Annotated in this window: 21 protein-coding genes and 1 pseudogene; 18 read left to right on the plus strand and 4 right to left on the minus strand. The window is 30.0% G+C overall.

Features of this window, described 5'->3' with window-relative positions; all coding sequences use genetic code 11:
* Nucleotides 1–599: 599 nt before the first annotated feature.
* The 10 genes and pseudogenes from AC0N0V_RS00990 to AC0N0V_RS01035 all read left to right on the plus strand — a co-directional run bounded on the left by AC0N0V_RS00990 (nt 600) and on the right by AC0N0V_RS01035 (nt 9,380).
* Nucleotides 600–1,670 carry an ABC transporter permease gene (locus AC0N0V_RS00990; RefSeq protein ID WP_474461679.1) on the plus strand — a complete coding sequence of 357 codons (1,071 nt, stop codon included), beginning with the start codon at nt 600–602 and terminating at the stop codon, nt 1,668–1,670.
* A gap of 29 nt (nt 1,671–1,699) precedes the next feature.
* Complete coding sequence (locus AC0N0V_RS00995) at nt 1,700–3,061, plus strand: ABC transporter permease (RefSeq protein ID WP_474461680.1); 1,362 nt, start codon at nt 1,700–1,702, stop codon at nt 3,059–3,061.
* Between the two features lies 1 nt (nt 3,062).
* Nucleotides 3,063–3,728 carry an ABC transporter ATP-binding protein gene (locus AC0N0V_RS01000; RefSeq protein WP_474461681.1) on the plus strand — a complete coding sequence of 222 codons (666 nt, stop codon included), beginning with the start codon at nt 3,063–3,065 and terminating at the stop codon, nt 3,726–3,728.
* 475 nt (nt 3,729–4,203) lie between these two features.
* A complete protein-coding gene (locus AC0N0V_RS01005) occupies nt 4,204–5,106 on the plus strand; it encodes an FG-GAP repeat domain-containing protein (protein ID WP_474461682.1) in 903 nt (300 codons plus the stop codon).
* An 83-nt stretch (nt 5,107–5,189) separates the two neighbouring features.
* A pseudogene (locus AC0N0V_RS01010) lies at nt 5,190–5,414 on the plus strand (nucleoid-associated protein); the annotation flags it as partial.
* Entirely contained in the window at nt 5,408–5,788 is a 381-nt protein-coding gene (locus tag AC0N0V_RS01015) for a hypothetical protein (RefSeq protein ID WP_474461683.1), read from the plus strand. The pseudogene AC0N0V_RS01010 and the gene AC0N0V_RS01015, both read left to right, overlap by 7 nt.
* A gap of 31 nt (nt 5,789–5,819) precedes the next feature.
* Nucleotides 5,820–6,014 carry a hypothetical protein gene (locus AC0N0V_RS01020; RefSeq protein ID WP_474461684.1) on the plus strand — a complete coding sequence of 65 codons (195 nt, stop codon included), beginning with the start codon at nt 5,820–5,822 and terminating at the stop codon, nt 6,012–6,014.
* Between the two features lie 164 nt (nt 6,015–6,178).
* Nucleotides 6,179–7,327, plus strand: a complete 1,149-nt coding sequence (locus AC0N0V_RS01025) for a hypothetical protein (RefSeq protein WP_474461686.1) — start codon at nt 6,179–6,181, stop codon at nt 7,325–7,327.
* 293 nt (nt 7,328–7,620) lie between these two features.
* Nucleotides 7,621–8,073 (plus strand): hypothetical protein, encoded by a 453-nt coding sequence (locus AC0N0V_RS01030; protein ID WP_474461687.1) that lies wholly within the window; start codon nt 7,621–7,623, stop codon nt 8,071–8,073.
* A 269-nt stretch (nt 8,074–8,342) separates the two neighbouring features.
* Nucleotides 8,343–9,380, plus strand: coding sequence for a nucleoid-associated protein (locus tag AC0N0V_RS01035; protein WP_474461688.1), 1,038 nt, complete (start codon nt 8,343–8,345; stop codon nt 9,378–9,380).
* A 272-nt stretch (nt 9,381–9,652) separates the two neighbouring features.
* Here AC0N0V_RS01035 and fba read toward each other — a convergent pair whose 3' ends face one another.
* From fba to AC0N0V_RS01050, 3 genes are all read right to left on the minus strand, one after another.
* On the minus strand, nt 9,653–10,585 hold the full coding sequence (gene fba / locus AC0N0V_RS01040; protein WP_474461689.1) for a class II fructose-1,6-bisphosphate aldolase: 933 nt from the start codon (nt 10,583–10,585) through the stop codon (nt 9,653–9,655).
* Nucleotides 10,586–10,776: 191 nt separating this feature from the next.
* Complete coding sequence (locus tag AC0N0V_RS01045) at nt 10,777–11,157, minus strand: DUF4363 family protein (RefSeq protein ID WP_474461690.1); 381 nt, start codon at nt 11,155–11,157, stop codon at nt 10,777–10,779.
* 17 nt (nt 11,158–11,174) lie between these two features.
* Nucleotides 11,175–11,852: a YetF domain-containing protein gene (locus AC0N0V_RS01050; RefSeq protein ID WP_474461691.1), complete on the minus strand. Its 678-nt coding sequence runs from the start codon at nt 11,850–11,852 to the stop codon at nt 11,175–11,177.
* Nucleotides 11,853–12,105: 253 nt separating this feature from the next.
* Between AC0N0V_RS01050 and AC0N0V_RS01055 the strand changes: the two genes are divergently transcribed.
* The 5 genes from AC0N0V_RS01055 (at nt 12,106) to AC0N0V_RS01075 (ending at nt 17,314) form a co-directional block, all read left to right on the plus strand.
* Complete coding sequence (locus tag AC0N0V_RS01055) at nt 12,106–13,761, plus strand: nucleoside kinase (RefSeq protein WP_474461692.1); 1,656 nt, start codon at nt 12,106–12,108, stop codon at nt 13,759–13,761.
* A 320-nt stretch (nt 13,762–14,081) separates the two neighbouring features.
* Nucleotides 14,082–14,765, plus strand: coding sequence for an L-serine ammonia-lyase, iron-sulfur-dependent subunit beta (gene sdaAB / locus AC0N0V_RS01060; RefSeq protein ID WP_474461693.1), 684 nt, complete (start codon nt 14,082–14,084; stop codon nt 14,763–14,765).
* 3 nt (nt 14,766–14,768) lie between these two features.
* Complete coding sequence (gene sdaAA / locus AC0N0V_RS01065) at nt 14,769–15,641, plus strand: L-serine ammonia-lyase, iron-sulfur-dependent, subunit alpha (protein ID WP_474461694.1); 873 nt, start codon at nt 14,769–14,771, stop codon at nt 15,639–15,641.
* A 208-nt stretch (nt 15,642–15,849) separates the two neighbouring features.
* Nucleotides 15,850–16,899, plus strand: a complete 1,050-nt coding sequence (gene cax / locus AC0N0V_RS01070) for a calcium/proton exchanger (RefSeq protein WP_474461695.1) — start codon at nt 15,850–15,852, stop codon at nt 16,897–16,899.
* Nucleotides 16,900–16,933: 34 nt separating this feature from the next.
* The gene (locus AC0N0V_RS01075) at nt 16,934–17,314 is read left to right on the plus strand and encodes a hypothetical protein (RefSeq protein ID WP_474461696.1); all 381 of its coding nucleotides are present in this window, start codon (nt 16,934–16,936) and stop codon (nt 17,312–17,314) included.
* Between the two features lie 37 nt (nt 17,315–17,351).
* Here the strand turns inward: AC0N0V_RS01075 and pssA are convergent, their stop codons facing one another.
* Nucleotides 17,352–17,873 (minus strand): CDP-diacylglycerol--serine O-phosphatidyltransferase, encoded by a 522-nt coding sequence (pssA, locus tag AC0N0V_RS01080; protein ID WP_474461697.1) that lies wholly within the window; start codon nt 17,871–17,873, stop codon nt 17,352–17,354.
* 188 nt (nt 17,874–18,061) lie between these two features.
* On the opposite strand from pssA, the gene AC0N0V_RS01085 reads away from it, so the two are divergent.
* The 3 genes from AC0N0V_RS01085 to AC0N0V_RS01095 all read left to right on the plus strand — a co-directional run bounded on the left by AC0N0V_RS01085 (nt 18,062) and on the right by AC0N0V_RS01095 (nt 20,235).
* The gene (locus AC0N0V_RS01085) at nt 18,062–18,724 is read left to right on the plus strand and encodes a TVP38/TMEM64 family protein (protein ID WP_474461699.1); all 663 of its coding nucleotides are present in this window, start codon (nt 18,062–18,064) and stop codon (nt 18,722–18,724) included.
* A 69-nt stretch (nt 18,725–18,793) separates the two neighbouring features.
* Nucleotides 18,794–19,228, plus strand: coding sequence for a CBS domain-containing protein (locus AC0N0V_RS01090; RefSeq protein WP_474461700.1), 435 nt, complete (start codon nt 18,794–18,796; stop codon nt 19,226–19,228).
* A gap of 122 nt (nt 19,229–19,350) precedes the next feature.
* Nucleotides 19,351–20,235, plus strand: a complete 885-nt coding sequence (locus AC0N0V_RS01095; protein WP_474461701.1) for a YegS/Rv2252/BmrU family lipid kinase — start codon at nt 19,351–19,353, stop codon at nt 20,233–20,235.
* The last annotated feature ends 41 nt before the right edge of the window (nt 20,236–20,276 follow it).

Genomic DNA, 20,276 nt, shown 5'->3' on the forward strand with positions numbered 1-20,276 from the left:
TCCTTATATATCATCATTAGTCACTATACTTTTAGGTGCATTTTTGTTTTTTCTAAAAGATGGTCAACATATTTCTTATAATGAATTCTTAATATTATTTATACTCATAGATATAGTTATTGTTTTATTTAACTATATAATATATAAAAAACTAGCCTCTAAGATAACATTCTCAAATATTATAATATTTATTTTTTTTAATTTTTTATCTATTAAAAATTTAATTTGTTAAATCTCGAGATAATACTCTAGAAGTGGTATTCCCTTCATTAGTATAATTAGCCCAAGTATACATTAAATGATTAGGAAGAGAGGCATTGAAAAAGTTTATTACAGTTTTGCTATTAACAATTTCAATGTTCTCTTTTTTTATATTATATAGGTTGTAATTAAAATTCTACATTAAATTAAGTATTCATTTTAACCACTATCAACAATAGAATATTTAATTAATGTGAAGTATCATTGCTACAACCTATATACACTACTTTCTTTTCTGACAACGCTGCTACCGTAGTAAGGGCATGGCGGTAGATAATCTTGATTTTCAACTATGATTTCTACCGTATTATCAACATTAATTGTAATATGGAGGTAAAATGAAGTATTTACTATATAACATGAAAAATAGAAAATTAGCTACAATATTTCTTGTATTGGGCATTTCTATTGGAATAAGTATTTTATCATTTAATATAAGCTATACAAATGCACTTAAAAATAAAGACAAGCTTTTATCTTTGGCAGAATCAGATTATTCTATATTTACTTTAGGTAGCGATAAAAAGCTTAATACAATCAAAGGAGATATTTTAGAGTTATCAAATAAGGCGTATATCAGTCTAAGCGCTTCAATATCTAATACCGAAGATGAGAAATATACATTAGTTGGCGTTAGCTTTACGGATTTTTTAATTTATAAACCTGACGTAGTAAAAGGATCTTTTTTTTCAAAACATCAAGCAAATTCTAATGAGAAAATTGCATTAGTCGGAAATGCATTAAAAAATAAAATCTACAAAAAAGATAAAAGTGAATATATAAAGATTAAGAATGAGGAGTTTAAAGTAATCGGGATAAATAAAACTATTAATGATGTTAACTCAATCTTTATTCCGATGAAGATATTTTTTAATATGTATAAGAACGAAGAAATTATGAATATAAGGATTTTAGCTGTAAATAAATCAATAAGTCAACAATCCTATTATAAAGATATACTTACCAGGATGAGAAAAGATTCTATTTTAATAGATTTGAAGTCGGAGACATATCACCCCTCTACTTATATTCTTACTTTCATAAGTTCTCTGATATTAGTAATTGCTATTGTCAATATCTCCAATTTTACTGTTTTTTGGATTTCACAAAGAAAAAAAGAGATATCTATTAGAAAGGCTGTTGGAGCAACTAACAACGATATTATGAAGCTAATTTTTAGTGAAATACTTGCATTATCCATTGTGTCATTGATGCTTTCAATAGTTGTTCAATCAATAATTTATTTTATAGTTAATAAGTTATTCATTTTAGATTTTCATCTATCTATAGAACTTAAAAATTTAATTTTTTCAGGTATGTTAGCAGTTTTTATATCTATTATTAGCTCAATACCACCTTATATAAAATCAACAAAAATTCAACCTGCAAGTATTTTAAAAGGTGAATAAAGTTAATTACTTTAAGAAGGGAATAGATTATGAAAATTAAAAAAGTTATCTTAGTACTAAAATCATTATCTACAAGAAGACTAGCTACATCACTTACAGTACTTCAGTTATCAATCTGTATTTTTAGTTTTTTAATACTTATTCAATTTAATAAGTATTATTCTTCTAGATATGTTTTATACAATAAAATTATTAATACAAATAGAATACTCATTGTAGATAGATATAGTTATAAAACATCAAATTCTCCTAACATGAAAGCTGAGTTTGATGACATTCTTAAATTAAAAAATGATGGATATATTTCTGAAATAAGGATATTAAGACGAGGGAAATCTCTTAAAGTTAAGAGTAATTATTATGCTTATTATCAAGCTTCGGAAAACATTTTTTCAAAATTAGATATAAAAATAGATAAAGGTAGAATGTTTACTCATGAGGAAATGAATAACGCAGTGTCAAGCGAAGAAACTCCAATCATAGTTGGTAGTAAGCTCGGAGAAATGTTGAAAATTGGGGATACTCTTGATGAGAGTTATAATTATAACGGCCCAGAGCTTAGTGGAGAATATAAAAGAGTATTTAAGGTGGTTGGAATTGCAAAGCCAGCGTCACTTATAACTTTACCAAGTAATGCTACTATTTTTGATGTGTTTATAAATGATTATGCTATTTATGCACCATTAACTACTTGGAAATACTATTTAACTGATAAAACTAACGATAAAAGATACATCAAGGGATCAGTCGATAACCAAGAAAAATATAACTTGAAATATAAAGTTGATGGTAACAAAGTTCTTATATATAATGATGATTTTACCAATGCTATAATTAATCTTGATTTTCAAATCATAGCAGAAAAAAATAAAAATATTGATACTATAAAACAACTATGTAATCAAGTTGGTAAGAAAAATGGCAGTAACTTAGAATTTACACAATTGGAGAATGAGAATAAACCCCTAATAGAACTTCTTAATCAAAGTCGTATGGGGATTTTAGTATTCTCTATTATACTGTTTTTGTTTTCTGTATTTGGTATTTCAGTTACTACGTTGTATTCTATTAGTAATAGAAAAAAGGAATTTGGAATAAGAATGTCTCAGGGAGCTACTCTATATGAAATAGCAGTTTTAGTTTTTAATGAAATATTATTTACTCATCTTATTGCAGCTGTAGTTGTAGTTGTGCCATTTAAAGTCTTAGAAACTTATTTAAACAAATACCTAAATAGTAATATAGAATTGTCCTATTTATTAAATTTTAGCTTTAAAAGTTTACTTGAGGTTTTCATATTAATCCTAGTTACTACAATTTTATCTGCAATTATTCCGATGAGACAAGTCGTCAAATTAAACGTAGTAGAATTGCTTAAGGGGGAAAAGTAAGATGACTTTAATATCTTTAAAAAATATTGTAAAAATCTATGGTAAAGGTGATGCTCAAACTTATGCACTAAAGGGTGTTAGTATAGATATTAATGCAGGTGAAATAGTTGCAATAATGGGACCATCAGGCTCGGGAAAATCCACCCTTTTAAATATTATTGGATGCATTGATACACCGTCTGAAGGTGACTATATCCTTAATGGCAATAACGTCCAAAACTTAAGAGAACAAGAGCTAGCCACAATTCGGAACAGAAACATAGGGTTTGTATTTCAGAATTTTAATCTACTTAATGAATATAATCTCATCGATAACGTGACTTTGCCTTTGTTGTATAAAAGAGATTTTAAAGGTTCTATGAAAAAAGTCGCAATTGAGGTGCTGGAAAAAGTTGGATTGAAAAATCATATTAATAAAAGACCTACGGAACTTTCGGGTGGTCAACAACAAAGAGTAGCAATTGCTAGAGCCTTGATAACTAACCCAAGTATTATACTAGCAGATGAACCAACTGGGGCATTAGATAAAAAAAACGGTAAAGAAATTATGAATCTTCTTACCGATATTAACTCAGCGGGTACTACTGTTATTATAATAACTCATGATTCATGTGTTGCAAATTATTGTTCAAGGACAATAGTTATTGAGGATGGATTAATAGTTTAATATGAGTGTGATATAACTATTAAATATGAAAATAGAAATGATATTCTCACACTTATCCACTTTGGTAGGCACGATAAACTCGCACTATACTGGAAATAAAGGCAATGTAAATATAAATAGCATGAAACGGAAAAAAGTAAGTCTGAAAAGAAATTATACATAGGAATATTCTTTTTAGGCCCACTTTTTTATGTTTTAGAAATTTTGTATTTAATATTTTTCCTGAGTAATTATAATGGGTATTGTAGAGTTAATTAAAGAACTTCTGTTTTAAATATCATTAAAAATAAATTGCTAGCATACTTGCTTTAGAAATGCAATTATTTTTATACACTGAAAACAATCAGTTAACAAATAAATTCTAAAAGTTTTGTTTGAAACTCTGAGGAAAGAATAAAAAAGAACCTTCTAGGATTAAGATAAACAGAAATCTAAGGATTTATGAACAAATTTAAATGTAAAGAGGGGAATAATAATGATAAAAAATTTTAAGAAGGGTTTACAAAAACATCCGGTAATACCAACCTGTATTTTGATAGCTGTATTTATAGTTGGGATATCTAATTCACCTATTAGAGCCAAGTTATTGAAAAGCTCTGTTAATTTATCAGAAACAAATCGACGTGATGAAAACTATATAGATATAGTAAAGAGGTTCTTGCCACAAGATTCACAAATTGTAACTCCTGATAATATAAAAGATAAGTACAATATTGTATTAAAAGATTTAGATGATGATGGCAATAATGAGATTATAACCGCCTATAAATCGACTAGAGAAGATGATAAAATAAATATATTAGTCCTCAAAGAAGTAGACAAAAATTGGATTAAGGCTTTAGATGAACATGGAGAAGGCTTTAAGTTAGAGTCAGTTGTAGTTGTAGATATAGATGGGGATGGACAAAAAGAAATACTCTTAAGCAGAAGACTTGGAGGAACTGCATCAGATCTTTCTGTATATAAATGGAACAATAATCTATTAAATAAAATTTCGAATGAAGACATATATTATTCCAAGTTAGACATAGTAAATGTCTCTGAAAAAAATATAAAAGCTATAGCCATTTGGCAACATGATACAGGAGATGCTTATAAAGTAGATGTCTTGAAATGGAACGGAAAAGGCTTCAGTTCAGAAAAAGATTTATACTCTAATTACTTTAAACAGTCAGTAGTACCTTACTATGAAAAAAAGGTAAAAGAAGTCCCTGAAGCTGGCTTTTACTGGTATTACCTAGCAGATGCACAGATAAAGTCAGGAGACAAAAAATCAGCTATGTACTCTATTGAAAAAGGTTTGAGTTTGAATGCAGATTATCCTCAAAACGAAAAGTTTAACAAGCTTAAAGAAGAAGCTTCCAGTAGTTCCAATTAGTTTTCTAAAATATGTATTCCCCTTTTAATTCATATCTTTCATTTTCTAAGATAAAAAAATTATACCTTGGCACTTCAACATCTCTAAAAATGGATTATATTAAAAACTACACTCACTTAGTAGATTTTGTAGATAATAAAATAGGTATAAATATAGTTTCAGAGCTTACAGGGATTCCGGTAAGCTCTGACAAAATACAAAAATGTGCTTTTATTAAGCTTATAAGAGATAACCAACAGTTTGATTTAATGGTAATAGATAAACAGGGTAAAAACAAGAATAAAGAAGATTACGGTTCTAATTGTTTTTATATACTGAAAACAATCAGTTAATAAATAATGACTTAAAACGATACGGCATGAAAAGATTTACGCTATCTAATGATTCAAAATTTATTAAATCACCCTCTAATAAATTATTAGCAACTGTAAATACAGTAGGAGATGGAGGTATTATGATACGTAATAAGCTTTTTCAATTATATCGAACTAATTTTAATGTAGGTGAAAGTATTAATAACATAAACCAAAAAACTTCTAGAGATAATAGTGGGCATGAAACTGTTAATGGTGGTACTTGGGTATTGTGCGGTCATTCTAAACCAAGACTCGATTATCCTCTAGCGCTTGCTTATACAGAAAGTGGTTATTCAGCCATGAGGTCAATAAAGTTTTGGCATTAATATAATTAGTGTTCAAAAATGGAGGCGAAAAGTGAAAAATATAGTATTAGTAAGTTTATTTTTGGTGTCTGTACTTACAGGCTGTTCTTCAGCAAAAATACAAGATTCCAATTCACAGAAAGCTGGCTCACAATTGTCTAGTTCACAAAATCAATCATTGCATCCAAAGCAAGTAGTAAAAAATTATTATAAATATTATAATGAAAGAAACAAAGAAGGAGTGTAATTGACACTGACAGAATCGCATTAACCACCAGCACCATTAGATGAAAATATTAAATATATTAAGTCTATTATGATGAAATAGACGTATAATACGACTAAATTTCCGAGAAGATATTGGACATCTATAGACAAGCTTAAAGCTGCTACAACTGAAGGAGGAATTATATGGTAGTGCCTAGAAAAATAAAACTAGTTTTAATTTTTATTTCAATATGTTTATTCATGGGATTATTGATAACCCAATCCAAAGGTTTTCAAAGGTTTTCCTTTAAAAAATCACAAAAAACTATGCCAAACAGTTTAAGTGAGGAGAATAAAAAGTTTCTAAATTTCTCTTATGAACTTCCTAATAACTACAAAGTTCTTAGTATTCTTTCAAATAAAGAAGTTGTAATAGAAGAAAATAGTCAATTAAAAATATATAATTTCAAAGACAAACAGATTCAGAAAACAATTGGAGATATAACTGTTGATTTTGTAGCAACATCTGCAATTACATTTGATAAAGGAATTATATGGGTTGAAAGTGTTAAAAATCCAAGAACAAATTCGCAAGTTAAAAATAAAGTTTTTATTAAGTATTTTTCGGAAGATAAATCTATTCTATTGGATGACAGTACAGATTCTCTTTCACCACAGTTATCTAGGTCTTCTAAATATTTAGCTTATTATGTTGTTAATGATAAAAAAATTAATTTAAAGCTTATGAACTTAGAAACACGTGAAAAAGAAATTATTGCATCTTATTTCTTCAGAAATAATGATACCGAAATCCCGAATGCTGATGTATCCCCTCCAAACGTTGATGGAAAAAGTATTGTTTGGGATTATGCTACCAATAGTAAATGTACTATTTTTAAATATGATATTCAAAGTAAAAAAGCCTCTTCTATACCTAGCCGTGATTTTGTGTTTAATCCCGTACTATGTAACGATAAAATACTTGCTATAATGAAATATGATTTTTTTGATAAGGATTTTAATTCATCATATGGTAGTTATTACATAGTCCAATATGATTCTGAAAAAAATCAATGGTCTAAATTTTTAGAGAGTAAGATTGATAAGTACATTCAAGCCCCTAGAGAATGTGTTCTGACATTAAAAAGTAATAATAATCTATTTGATTGGACAAGCACTTTTAAAAACGAGACCTTATATGATTTTTCTTCTGATAGATTTTACACCTTTACAAAAGACGGAAAATATTATAATTTATCACTTAATTTGATTACGTTTGAAAATAACATAGTTTGCTATGAAGCACAAGATAATAGTGGAAATATTTCTAAACTAATATATATTTTAAAATAGCAACAGAATAAGAGGTATTTAGCAAGAATTTAAACTCTTGTTATACTAAAAGTGAAATAAATGTAAATATAAATGGCATGAAACGGAAAAAAAGTAAGCCTGAAAAGAAACTATTCATCGGAATATTCTTTTTAGGCCTATTTTTTTACACTTAGGTATTTTATATTTAATATTTTTTCGGAGTAATTATAATGGGTATTGTAGGGTTAATTAAAGAACCTCTGTTTTAAATATCGTTAAAAATAAATTGCTAGCATAACATAAAATATTTATACCTACGAAAGGAGTATTTTGTGAAAAAAATATTATTTATTTTTGTTACGTGTCTAATTATAGTTTGGATAGTGAAAAATGATAAGATTCCTGAAAATCCACCTGTAACAGTAGTTCAGTATGACAATAAAAGGATAGAATTAGTAAAGTGCTTAAGTTCATGGGTAGATGTAAATGTAGGTGGAAACAGTTACTTAGCACCTGAACCAGAAGAAGCTGTCCGAGACATAGCTCCAACTGTTGTTGATAGTTATGGTAAAGTATACGTTAAAATAAAGACTATATTTAAGCCTAAGTATGTGAATGTTAACCTTTGGATGGATAACAAAATAGTATGGACTAAGAAGGTTGAGAATGATAAAAAATTGTTTTTTATAGCTCCAGAAAAAACAGAAATATATGTCTACGAAGTAGCTAGCACTTGGGATTCTTCGCATGTTTCAGCATACTCGTTTAAGCTAGAAGTTAAGTAATTAATTTAGCGTATTGTGTTAGTAAGATTAGTGTCAGTGATTACAAGTAGAAAACTATATACTAGCATTCCTATATAATGAAAAGAATATAACATAAATGATATGAATGAAAATGTTAAGCTAAATGTTCCAGAGGATGATCTGAAAAATATATCATAGAAAGTATGTTTGCCTTGTTTTGTTTTATGTTTAAACTTGTTTAAACGATAGCTAACTAGTTATAATATAAAACATAAAGATAAGAATTATAACAAGGGAGAGAGTATAACTTGGAATATATAAAAGATATAATGATTAATGAAGCTATCGTTCATATACTAGACAACAATGCAGATGAACCAGTGTTAAATGAATATACATTACAACTAAGCGAGGAAGTATATACTTTCTTACAAAAACATATAGAAAGATGCCTAAAGGATGAAGAGCTGAAGTATGCAGTTTTTAATGAAGAAAGAAATATTGTAAAGGAAGTATCTCAGGAATATTTAAATGAACATAACAATATCATTGAAGTTTCAAAAGAAGTAGCGAGGCAAATGTTTGTCTTAATGAAAGCTGATAGCAGTATACCTTCTTGTGACCTAGTAGTAGTATCTATATCTACAGAATATGGGCCAATGCTTGGAATATTAAAGATGGATTATATAAAAAACTACACTCACTCTGTAGACTTTATAGATAATAAAATAGGCATAAACATAGTTCCCGAACTTACAGGGCTGCCTGTAAGCTCAGGAAAAATACAAAAGTGTGCCTTTATAAAGCTTTTAAGAGATGACCAAGGCTTTAATTTAATGGTTATAGACAAACAAAGTAAAAGCAAAGATAAAGAAGAATATGGATCAAATTACTTTATCAGCAAGTACTTAGGTTGTACTATAGTGGATAACGAAAGGGATATGACTAAGAGTTTTGTTAAGGCTGCTGAAGAATGGACTAGATCCAGCTTTGATCAAAATGCAGACGCAGCAGAAATGGTGAGAACAGCAATAAAGAGAAAGTTAAGGGAAGAAGATAATATAGACATACATGCTTTGTCTAATGATATCTTCGGAGATGAGGAAGATATCCAACAGAGTTTTAAGGAATATATATCCTCTAAAGGGGTAAGTACTAATGTAAATATAGATAAGGAATGGGTTGAGAAGAAGCTAAAAAGAATAAGGCTCAAAATAGATAAAGACATAGATCTTTATCTAAATGAAGATGCTTATCACGATAACAGTAGATTTGAAATTCAGAGGGTTGGAGACGGAAGTATAAATATTGTTATAAAACATGTAATAAGCTACATAGAAAAATAATTATATAAATACTGAAATTAGAAAGTCGACTTATCTGGAGAGACATAATACCAATTTGAGGGTACATTTAAATATTTTCTTAATAGTCTTAGCGAAGGATTTATGAAAGACTTAGAATCTTAGATTGTCTGAGCGTTAGCGAGTTATCGAAGATTCTTAGTATTTCGTAAATACTGAGCTTTAGACTACTTAAAAATATTTAACGTACCGAAAATTGGTATTATGTCTCGGAAGATAAGTCGACTTTCGGTGTCGCGTATCTATATAAGTGACTACTTCATTGAATCAGCAGAACCTAGAACATTGTCGATTTTGCCTTCAACAACTTTTTGAATAGCATCTCTACCTGCTCCACAGTATTTTCTTGGATCGAATTCTTTTGGGTTTTCTCCGAAAGTTTTTCTTACAGCAGCTGTCATAGCTAATCTTAAGTCTGTATCCATGTTTATTTTACATACAGCCATTGAAGATGCTTTTCTTAACATATCTACTGGAATTCCTTTAGCACCAGCTATATTTCCGCCATATTTGTTACAAGTTTCAATAGCTTCAGGGTCAACTGCAGAAGCCCCATGAAGAACTATTGGGAATCCTGGTAATTTATCTTGAATTTTTTCTAATATATCAAATCTTAATTGAGGTTTGAAGTCTAGTGGGAACTTAAATGCTCCGTGTGAAGTTCCTATAGCTATAGCTAATGAATCAATGCCTGTTCTGTTAACAAAGTCTACTGCTTGATCTGGGTTTGTGTATATATGCTCAGCAGCAACAACATCATCTTCAACTCCAGCTAAAACTCCAAGTTCAGCTTCAACAACAACTCCACGAGCGTGTGCATACTCAACAACTTCTTTTGTTTTAGCTACGTTTTCTTCATAATCATAGTGTGAACCATCAAACATAACTGAAGTAAATCCAGCATCAATACAAGCCTTAACAGCTTCTATATTTGGACCGTGATCTAAATGTAGAGCAACGTCTATTCCTGTTTCTGCTATTGCAGCATCAACCATAGCCTTTAAGTATTGTGGTCCAGCATATTTTAATGCACCTGTTGAAACTTGAAGAATAACAGCTGAATTTTTAGCCTTTGCTCCTCTTACAACACCTTGAATTATTTCCATATTGTTGATGTTAAAGGCACCTATAGCATATTTGCCTTCATAAGCTTTCTTAAACATTTCCTTAGTAGTAACTAATGCCATTATGTATTCCACCTTCCAAATAATTATAGTAACCATCTAACCTAAAATTATATAATTAGGGTTTATGGCCGAATTTAACATATAATGGGGACGATTTGAGTCCCAGCGGGACTTGAATGTTTTATAATTATATTATAATCTATAAGTCTTATGTTTTCCACACTTTAATTATAAAACATTTTTGCAGTAAGTTAAAATATATTTTCTGCATTAACCTTTTCTAAGTTTACTATATGCTCTAATAAAAATCTTAGAACATGAGAAGACGCCAAGGCCTCCTCCTCACTTTTACATTTAGTATATTGTGTAAGCTTCCAAAGTTCATTGTTAACATTGTCTATCTCTGCATGATTTGTAAAAATAGAAACCTTATGAGAATACTTTTCCCAATCATTTAAAAACTTCAAAGAATTTTCATACGCCTTACCCCAGGACTTGTCATTAATGTTTGTTTCTATTTGGGAATTTATAACCTCTAGTTTTGCACATATTTTATTTAAGTAATTTATAGAAAAGAATATACCTACTAACATTGCTAAAAAGATAGTAACGGAAATTAGTATGCTCTTCATTTTCAATCACTCTCCATTTATTTCTGATTCTTGGTTTGATAATAAAATTTACCCTTAGAATCTAAAAGCGCTATAAAGACATTCTTAGGTGAAGTAATATTATTTTTTCTAAGTTGTTGTTTAAGCCAATGAGTATCTTTGTTTATTATTTTTAAATTACTATAATTTATACTTCCATCTAAAATTAATGTCACAGGCAAGGTATCCTGTACAGGTTTTATATTTAAGTCAGACTTTGTAGCAGGGGAAAGTTCTGTTTTAGGAATAACAGATAACTGACCACTAGTTTCTAATATAGCATACTGAACGTCAGAGAGATTGTAATAACCTTGAAGTCTAAGTTCTTCCATTAGATCGTTTAAATTAAATCTTTCTTCTCTTAATTCTTTAATATTCAATTTGCCATCTTGAATTATTAAACTAGGTTTTCCATTAAAAAGGACTCTTAGTTTTTCACTTTTTAATCCTAATAAGGATACAAGTGTTTGTAGTGTCAATAGAGTTATTATAGGGATTATACCATGCATTATTGGTATTCTAGTATCCTGCATAGGTAGGGATGCCAATTCAGAAACCATTATTGCAATTGCAAGTTCAAAGGGTTCTAATTCTCCAATTTGTTTTTTTCCCATAAGACGCATTGATATGACTACTATAAAATATAAAATTATAGTTCTGATGAGCACAATGTACATAGTAAATCCTCCTGTATAATTCATATGTTGTTGATAGTTAGTAAATATTATACCTGTGATGATTATTAATAATTGATTTAGTAGAATCTATGTTATTACTGCGTTATCATAATAAGTATAAGTTGGTGTAATAAGTCGAAAATATTCTATTTATATTTTTACTATTATATAAAAAAATATGAGTAAAACTTGAACGTTTTTGGGGAAGTTAACGTATAATAATAGTACACAAAAAAATTGGGGAGAGGATGAGATGGCAGAAGTAAAACTTATAATTAATAATAAAGAAATATTAGTAGAAAGAGGAACAATTCTACACAAAATTATTAAAGATAATAATTTAGAAAAAGATATACCTGTAGTACTTGCCAAAATAAACAGCACATACCATGAATTGTCTGCTCCTTTAGAAAGTGAAGGAAAATTTGAAGCTATAGACATTACTGACAACTTAGGCATGAGAACCTATATAAGAACGTTACAATTTATACTGATTAAATCCGTACTAGATTTATTTCCACAAGCAGTGATAACTATAGAACATTCAATGAGTAAGGGGTTATTTGGGGAAATTCATAAGGATACAAAATTATGTGAGGAAGACATTAAAAGAATAAAACAAAGAATGCAGGATTTAATTCAAAAAGATATACCAATAAATAAGGTTTGTGTGAAAAGAGAAGAGGCAATAAAAATTTTCTCTGACTATAAAATGGATGATAAAGTAAGGTTACTAAATCATGTGAATAATGACACAGTAAAATTATATAACCTAGATGGCAGATACGATTATTTTTACGGCTCCATGGCATATTCGACAGGAGTAATAAAAACATTTGACCTGATAAATTATGAGCCAGGTTTTTTATTAAGATATCCTAGGGAATCAGATCCACTTTGTATACCTAGCTTTGTTGAACATAAAAAGCTAAGGAAAATATTTCAAGAGACAGAGCAGTGGGGAAATATATTAGGTGTAGGGGATGTAGGGTCATTAAATGATAAGGTAGAGAGTAAAGATATTATAGACATTATCAGAGTAGCTGAGGCACTACATGAGAAAAAGATAGCGTATATTGCAGACATGATTAGTGAAAGAGAAGACGTAAAAATAATATTAATTGCAGGGCCATCTTCCTCAGGCAAGACTACTTTTGCAAGACGACTTGGAGTGCAGCTTCGTGTTAACGGACTAATACCAACTCCTATTTCTCTAGATGATTATTTTGTAGATAGAGATCATACCCCAAAGGATGAACAAGGAAATTATGATTTTGAATCTATATATGCGCTGGATTTAAAGTTATTTAATGATAACTTAGAATCTTTACTAAGCGGTGAAGAGATAGAAATACCAACATTTAATTTTAAAAAAGGTGCAAGGGAGTGGAAAGGACACAAAATAAAACTTCCTGAGAATGGTATACTTATAATAGAAGGAATACATGGGTTAAATGAAATGCTTACGGCATCAATACCTATGGGAAATAAATTTAAAATATATATAAGTGCTCTCACACAGTTAAATTTAGATAATCATAATAGGATAGCAACTACAGATGTAAGGATAATGAGAAGAATAGTTAGAGATTATCTGTCAAGAGGATATGGTAGTGAAGATACATTAAAAATGTGGCCATCTATAAAGAGAGGAGAAGAAAAAAATATATTTGTTTTTCAGGAAAATGCAGACGTTATGTTTAACTCCACTCTTGTCTATGAACTATGTGTTCTGAAACAATATGCACTAAAAGAATTAGAAAAAATAGAGGCTTCGAGTCCAATATATTATGAAGCTATACGACTTAAAAGTTTCTTACACTTCTTTAAGGATGTAGATATGAAATTTGTACCAGAAAACTCTATTTTAAGAGAGTTTATAGGTGGAAGTTGTTTTTATGAATACTAAACTTAAATAAGAATTTGGGTGCCACCCATCTGATAAATGCACATTTTGTCATCTGTCAGATGGGTGGCACCTTGTGTTGTTTTTGCAAGGCTAATATGTTTAAAAATAGTGAAATAAGAATAATTTCATTCATTAAAAAACACTTTAACAGAAGAACAAATTGTCGAAAATAGTTTCTATAATTTTCAATAAAAATTTTTTAAAAATCAGTGTGAATATGTTTAAAATTGTTGTATAATAAGAATCGAATTAAGTCATTTTATGATTAATATTTATATTAAGATATAAATCGAATGAAAATGGGAGGTTGGTGTTATAATATGAGAGAATATAGTGCTTTTGACATTCTTGGACCAATAATGATAGGACCGTCAAGTTCTCACACAGCAGGTGCTGCAAGATTAGGTAAAATTGCAAGAACTATTGCAGGAGAAGGAATAAAGAATGTGCAGTTTTTCCTTCATGGTTCATTTGCTACAACTTACAAGGGACATGGTACTGATAAAGCATTAGTAGCTGGAATACTTGGTATGAATCCATGGGATGAAAATTTAAAAAACTCTATGGAAATAGCAAAAGAAAATGATATTGAAGTAGAATTTATTCCAACTGATCTTGGTGATGCCCATCCAAATACAGTAAAAACTGTTATAACTAAAACTGATGGTACTGTGGTACAGGTTGTTGGATCATCAATCGGTGGAGGTAATATAGTAGTTAATGAGATAGATGGTGATAAGATAGAGTTTACTGGTGCATATCCTACGATATTAATAAATCATATAGATGTACCAGGAATGGTTGCTAAAGTAACTGCTGTTTTATATGAATACGATGTAAACATTGCATTTATGAGAGTTTATAGAACAAGTGGTAAAGGATCAGCAGCAGCAATGGTTTTCGAAGTAGATAACTTTATTTCGGAAGATATTGTAAAAGCGATAGGTGAAATAACTAATATACACAAGGTTAGAGCTATAAATCCTGCAAGGGAGGAGGAATAATTTATGGTTAACTACGGATATGAACTTATAGAGGTATGTAAAGAAAAAAATATGAGTATATGGAAATATACTTTAGAAGAAGAAGCGAAAGCATCAGGACTTACTACTGAACAAGTTTTTGAGAAGATGAGAAAAAATTTAAAAGTAATGATAAGTGCTACAGAACGTGGCACAACAAATAAGATTGCATCAGTAAGTGGACTTATAGGCGGAGATGCATATAGATTAAATGATTATGCAAAATCCGAGAAAACGTTAACTGGAAGCTTTATGGTTAAGGCAATGGCAAGAGCATTAGCTTCTTCAGAAGTAAACGCTGCCATGGGTAAGATAGTAGCTGCACCTACAGCGGGGTCTTGTGGTATAATGCCTGCAGTTATAATAAGTGCTGGAGAAAAGCTTGGATTAACAGAAGACGATATGGTTAAAGGATTACTTACAGGTACTGGAGTTGGAATAATAATAGCTAAAAATGCTACAATGGCGGGAGCAGAAGGTGGATGTCAAGCAGAGTGTGGTTCAGCAGCAGCTATGGCTTCAGCTGGAGTAGTTGAAATGATGGGTGGAACACCAGATCAAGCCTTAAATGCAGCAGCAATAGTATTTAAAAACATAATAGGATTAGTATGTGACCCAATAGCAGGACTTGTAGAAGTTCCTTGTGCTAAGAGAAATGCAGCAGGAGCAGTTAGTGCTTTATCAACAGCTGATATGGTTATGGCTGGTATTGTGAGTAAGATACCATTTGATGATACTGTTGAAGCTATGTACAGAGTAGGAAAGCAGATGCCAGCTGAACTTAGAGAAACAGCACTTGGTGGATTAGCTATAACAAAAACAGGGTTAGAACTTCAAAAGAAGGTTTTTGGGGAATAGGATTTAGTTAGGTATAGAGCTTAGAATAAGGTTTGTCTTTATTCTAAGCTTTTTTTCTTTTTTGAGGTGGCAGTCAAGGAAGCGTTTCCTCCATAACTATCCACTTATAGAAACCTACTAATAGGAGTAACACTTATTCCCTCTCTGAATACATTAATAAAAGAAATAAGTTTAAGGAGGAAGACATTTTTATAATGTTGGTGTTACTATGGTAAAGTGGATTATATATATGAGTACAATACTGTTAATATTTTTCATAAAAACCTCCAATAACCTACTAAATACAATACTTTATTCAGTTGCTATCATTCCTTTAGCTATTATGCTTGGAAATTTAACTTCTGAAATATCAGAGCATATAGGAGATAAAAAAGGGGGGCTTCTGGCAGCTGCAGTAGGCAATATACCAGAGTTAACTATGGGATTATGGTCTATACAGTATGGTTTAGTCTCTATGGTAAAGGCTTCCTTAATAGGATCTATAATTAGTAATATGCTTTTAGTGCTTGGAGTATCAATATTTGCAGGTGGAATCAAGTATAAGGAGCAAAAGTTTAATAAAATAGTTGCAAGGACAAATTTTAGTATGCTTCTTTTAGCGGTGTCCACAATGATAATAATAGCATCGCTTAAACAATATAATAAGGATTTGTCACAATTCACATTTACGTTAATAAGTGTAAAAGTTGCAGTTGTTTTAGTAATTGTATATATTTTAGGATTAGTATTTTCACTCTATACACATAGTAATCTTTTTGTAATAAGCGAGCAGGAAAGTGAAAATAAGAACTCGGAAAATAAAAAATACTTAAGGACTTTAATTGAACTTATAGGAGTGGCAATAATATTGTACTTCTTAAGTGAAAAACTTATATTTAATTTAAAGCAAACAGTTGATCATTATGGTCTTTCTCAAGAATTTCTTGGAATAATACTTATACCTCTACTCGGAAATATTGGAGAAAATTTTGCAGCCATTGTGTGTGCCGTTAAAAATAAAGTTAATCTAAGCCTTGAAATAGCAATTGGATCTAGTATACAAATTTCATTGTTTGTTACGCCTCTTTTAATTGTATTTGCATACTTTATGGGAGCACAAATGACATTGGTGTTTACAAATTTTCAGATAATCATGGGCTTAATTGCCATTGGTATGTCATTTATCGTGTTTCAAGATGGTAAAACTTATTGGCTTGAAGGAGCAATTTTAATAGCAATTTATTTGATAGTTACACTAGCTTATTATTACATGGTATGAATTCACCTTAAGTATAATATAAATAGTTTATAATATGAAATTTGGTAAGGTGATAGATATGCCGCGCAGGAAAGTTGTCCAAGATTATTATGTTGATATAAATAATTTAGCAGATTTGTTAACTAAACTTGTTAATTCATATAGGCTTTTAATAGGCGGAGCTGGAGAACTAAATGGCATCGCGTTATCACATAAAAAAGATATCAAGGATGCACTAAAAAGAGTAAATGAGTTAGGTGACATAATAGATGATGTTATAGACGTATTAGATAAGTCTAGTTACATTTACATGGATTATTGTAAGCTGAAAGGACAATTTATGGAGGGAAAAATCCTGGCACAATATATAGAAACTGAAATTGATGATGAACTAGAATTTGAAAATGATAAAAAGATTGGAAATGATAAAAAATAGGTGTGGAATATACTCTTGCGTATATTCCACACCTATTTTAGAACTTTTTAAATCTGTGTTTACAAACCATAAGATAAGAAAGTGCTATAACTAAAATTATTGTAACTCCCAAAGGTGCAAGGTAATTCATTGTAATAAAACTATACAAAGCCATGAACATACCAGCAAAAGTTATAGGAATTCCATAAAACTCTCCATCAAATTGCGTAACGTTAAATCTAGCTAATCTATAGGCACCACATATTGGAAATAATAATACTAATAAATATCCTAAAAGTCCCAAATTAGAAAAACCATAAATATTAAATACAAGTATAGAAGGTGCCACACCGAAAGAAACTAAATCTGCAAGAGAATCTAGTTCTTTTCCAAGTTCGCTAGAGACATTTAAAAGTCTTGCTACTCTGCCGTCATATCTATCAGCTAAACACGCTAATAATATGAATATAGCGGACCACTTATAATTTTCTTGAAAAGACATCATTAGAGACATCACACCACATGCTAGATTGGCAAATGTAAAAGCATTAGGCACAGCACTCCTAGCTATTTTAGCCATTAATAATCACTCCTAAATAATAATTATTCTATTGAAATATATGAATGTATAAATAGTATAAGCATATTATAACTCATTTTATCAAAATGTTTAAGTACATAAATGCTTTTTTAATGGAAAAATTATAAATTTTTTGTTAAAATAGACTTGTTATGCAAATAGATAAAATATAGAAAGTTGAGAGATATATGAATAAAAAAGAGAATTTACTCAAATATGTTGTTATAGCGGTAGTAAGTTTAGTTGTTGTGATATTTTTGTACAGATATAAACACTATATACTAAGTCTTAATATACATAGTATGCGGAGATATATTTTAAGTTATGGTAAATTTGCTGCTTTAATTTTCGTTGTTATTTATTCACTAAAACCTATAGTTTTAGTAATTCCAACGGGACTTATGTCAATCTTAGCTGCGACTATATTTAAGCCTTATTATGCTTTGGTATTAAGTATGATTGGATGTTTTGGTTCAGGAACTATAGCTTTTTTCTTATCAAGGCTTCTAGGGAAATCTTTTGTTGATAAGGTTCTTAGAGGAAAGGCTATGACTTTAGATAATGACATAGAAAAACATGGTTTTAAAATAATGCTTTTAATGAGATTGGCAGTAATTTTTCCTTATGATCCATTAAGTTATGCTGCTGGTCTAACTAAAATGAGATATAGAGATTTTATTTTAGGAACTTTACTTGGAATTTTTCCTGAGATGGTTTCTTACTCCTTAATTGGTAAAGGGTTAAGGCATCCTTTTTCGTTTAAAATTTTTTTACCAATGATAGTTGTAATAATTATAGCTGCTGGAGCGTTGTATATGTATAAATCATCCAATAAACCCGGTAATTCCTAAGTAAGAATACTTCTTTTAAGGGAACAATAACTCTGTGAAATTAATTTCTTTGAGAGAGGTGTTTTTTTAATGAAAGTAAAAGATATAATGACAAACTCCGTAGTTAGCCTAGATGGAGATGCTCCAGTTCAAAGAGCAGCAGATATTATGAAGCAATATAATGTAGGTGCTGTACCAGTTTGTGATGCTGGAAGTGTTATAGGAATCATAACTGATAGAGATATAGCATTAAGATCTGTAGCAGTGGGAAAGGATTCAAATAGCCAAACAGTAAGAGAAATAATGTCCTCAAATCCTGTACTTGGAAGACCAAGCATGGAGCTTGAAGATGCGGCTAGAATAATGAGTGAAAGACAAATAAGAAGGCTTCCTATAGTTGATAATGATAACTTAGTTGGTATGGTTTCTTTAGGAGATATAGCAACAAACCCTACATCAGATGAAAAAGCAGGAAGAGCATTAAGTAACATATCAGAACCAAGTTCACCAGAAACATTAACTTAAATTTAAATAATATACAAACAAATCCACAAGAATTTCTAGTAATCTTGTGGATTTGTTATATAAGGTTTATAATGTAATAGTCAAATTTAACAACAAATATTATCAAAATAGGGGAGTTTTATATGGATAAAGTAAAATTCATTTATAATCCATATTCAGGAGAGAGTACTATAGTAACTGATATAGATAAGGTTATAGCAATTCATCAAAAGTATGGTTATGAAATAGTGCCTTATAGAATAAGCTTTGATCATAATATGAGTGAGGCTTTTGAGAATATGGATGAAAATTACAAGTATATTTTAATTGCAGGAGGAGATGGTACAGTAGATACTGCTGTTAACCATATGAAAAATTTAGGGATAGATCTTCCAATTGCAATACTTCCTGTTGGAACAGCTAATGATTTTGCTAAGTTTATTGGAATACCTGAAGATGTTGGAACTGCTTGTGAGCAAATATTAAGCAGTAAGCCTAAGATGTTGGATATTGGAAAGGTTAATGATAAGTACTTTATAAATGTAGCTAGTACAGGACTTTTTACGGATGTATCACAAAAAACAGATGTAAACTTAAAAAACACTATGGGTAAGCTTGCTTATTATGTAAAAGGAATTGAACAATTACCTAATTTTAGAAAGCTTAAAATAAAGGTAACATCAGAGGATGCTGTTTTTGATGGCGATATGTATCTAATGTTAGTATTTAATGGTCAAACAGCAGGAAACCTTAAGTTTGCCTATAAAGCCGAGGCAGATGACGGTATGCTTGATGTAATTATAATAAAATCAGGACCGATAAAGGATATGATAACATTATTTATTAAAATGCTAAGAGGAGATCACCTTGAAAACACTGCAGGACTTATATACTTTAAAACACGTAGAATAGAGGTAGAGTGTTATGAGAATATTGTAACTGATATAGATGGTGAAAGAGGACCTGATTTTCCGCTTGTTATAGAATGTATTAAAGATGGAATTACAGTATTAGGGGTTAAGCAATAACAATAAAGGTGCTATTTGAAGGCATCTTTTTGTTATGTCTA

Source organism: Clostridium sp. CS1-1 (genome assembly GCF_056135525.1).

Bases quoted from the DNA above. Each gene is read 5' to 3' on its own strand.
- AC0N0V_RS00990 (WP_474461679.1), top strand. From the start codon at position 600: ATGAAGTATTTACTATATAACATGAAAAATAGAAAATTAGCTACAATA.
- AC0N0V_RS00995 (WP_474461680.1), top strand. From the start codon at position 1,700: ATGAAAATTAAAAAAGTTATCTTAGTACTAAAATCATTATCTACAAGA.
- AC0N0V_RS01000 (WP_474461681.1), top strand. From the start codon at position 3,063: ATGACTTTAATATCTTTAAAAAATATTGTAAAAATCTATGGTAAAGGT.
- AC0N0V_RS01005 (WP_474461682.1), top strand. From the start codon at position 4,204: ATGATAAAAAATTTTAAGAAGGGTTTACAAAAACATCCGGTAATACCA.
- AC0N0V_RS01025 (WP_474461686.1), top strand. From the start codon at position 6,179: ATGGTAGTGCCTAGAAAAATAAAACTAGTTTTAATTTTTATTTCAATA.
- fba (WP_474461689.1), bottom strand. From the start codon at position 10,585: ATGGCATTAGTTACTACTAAGGAAATGTTTAAGAAAGCTTATGAAGGC.
- AC0N0V_RS01045 (WP_474461690.1), bottom strand. From the start codon at position 11,157: ATGAAGAGCATACTAATTTCCGTTACTATCTTTTTAGCAATGTTAGTA.
- AC0N0V_RS01050 (WP_474461691.1), bottom strand. From the start codon at position 11,852: ATGTACATTGTGCTCATCAGAACTATAATTTTATATTTTATAGTAGTC.
- AC0N0V_RS01055 (WP_474461692.1), top strand. From the start codon at position 12,106: ATGGCAGAAGTAAAACTTATAATTAATAATAAAGAAATATTAGTAGAA.
- sdaAB (WP_474461693.1), top strand. From the start codon at position 14,082: ATGAGAGAATATAGTGCTTTTGACATTCTTGGACCAATAATGATAGGA.
- sdaAA (WP_474461694.1), top strand. From the start codon at position 14,769: ATGGTTAACTACGGATATGAACTTATAGAGGTATGTAAAGAAAAAAAT.
- cax (WP_474461695.1), top strand. From the start codon at position 15,850: ATGGTAAAGTGGATTATATATATGAGTACAATACTGTTAATATTTTTC.
- AC0N0V_RS01075 (WP_474461696.1), top strand. From the start codon at position 16,934: ATGAAATTTGGTAAGGTGATAGATATGCCGCGCAGGAAAGTTGTCCAA.
- pssA (WP_474461697.1), bottom strand. From the start codon at position 17,873: ATGGCTAAAATAGCTAGGAGTGCTGTGCCTAATGCTTTTACATTTGCC.
- AC0N0V_RS01085 (WP_474461699.1), top strand. From the start codon at position 18,062: ATGAATAAAAAAGAGAATTTACTCAAATATGTTGTTATAGCGGTAGTA.
- AC0N0V_RS01090 (WP_474461700.1), top strand. From the start codon at position 18,794: ATGAAAGTAAAAGATATAATGACAAACTCCGTAGTTAGCCTAGATGGA.
- AC0N0V_RS01095 (WP_474461701.1), top strand. From the start codon at position 19,351: ATGGATAAAGTAAAATTCATTTATAATCCATATTCAGGAGAGAGTACT.